At 71.2% G+C, this 1194-nt stretch carries 1 pseudogene; it reads left to right on the forward strand.

Annotated elements, in window-relative coordinates:
• Positions 1 to 949 (forward strand): annotated as a pseudogene (locus tag HC028_RS26790) (hypothetical protein); the annotation flags it as partial.
• Positions 950 to 1194 lie beyond the last annotated feature (245 nt).

Consider the following 1194-nt stretch of genomic DNA (forward strand, 5'->3'; position numbering starts at 1 on the left):
CGCCCTGCGGCCGATCGGTGCGCCCACCAGCCTCGTCGCGGCGGTATCCGCCACGCCCACCGCCACGCTCGTCGCCGCCGAAGCCGCGACCACCGCGGTCAATTCCCCGGTCGCCGCGATCGAACCCGCGGCCGCCCTGACCAGCACCCCTATCGCCACGATCGAACCCGCGGCCGCCCTGACCAGCACCCCTATCGCCACGGTCGAACCCGCGGCCGCCCTGACCAGCACCCCTATCGCCACGGTCGAACCCGCGGCCGCCCTGACCAGCACCCCTATCGCCACGGTCGAACCCGCGGCCGCCCTGACCAGCACCCCTATCACCACGGTCGGGGCGATCGCCGCGGTCGAAGCCACGGCTGGGGCGGCCAGCGGCACCCTCTCGGCCGCCACGGAAACCACCGGCGTCGCGGTCACGGCCACCGCCACGGAAACCACCGGAACCACCGGCGGCACCCTCTCGGCCGCCACGGAAACCACCGGCGTCGCGGTCACGGCCACCACCACGGAAACCACCGGAACCACCGGCGGCACCCTCTCGGCCGCCACGGAAACCACCGGCGTCGCGGTCACGGCCACCACCACGGGTACCACCGGCGTCGCGGTCACGGCCACCACCACGGAAACCACCGGAACCACCGGCGGCACCCTCTCGGCCGCCACGGAAACCACCGGCGTCGCGGTCACGGCCACCACCACGGGTACCACCGGCATCGCGGTCACGGCCGGAGCCCGGCGAACCGCCGCGGTCGTACCTGCCGCGCTCACGATCGTCGCGACGGCCTCGGTCTTCTCCGCCGCCGCGGTAGCCACCGCCCTGCGATCTGTCATCGCCACCCCGGGGCTGGCGCGAGCGGTCACCGTCATCGCGGCCACGGCGGTCGTATGGCGAAGTGTTCACAGGTCCATCCTTACGTGGTGCGCCGGGCGGGTTATGTCCGGGGTCTAGACACACGTCGAGGGTCGGCCCCTGGTGTAGGGGCGACCCTCAATCATCCATCGATTTCCGGCGGTCATCTAGTCTCCCATACCCAGCCAGACCCAAGGTCATCACCCCGGATACAACTGGATCTGGAAGTGGACGGGACGCCTCGAGCGTGCCGACGAACCTCCACGACGCAATGAAAAATGGGGCGCCCCGACGGGGCGCCCCATTTTTCATAGTGCTGAATATGCGTGGTGGCCGGTTCCCCG

It is taken from the genome of Planosporangium flavigriseum (assembly GCF_011947225.1).
Classification (GTDB): domain Bacteria; phylum Actinomycetota; class Actinomycetes; order Mycobacteriales; family Micromonosporaceae; genus Planosporangium; species Planosporangium flavigriseum.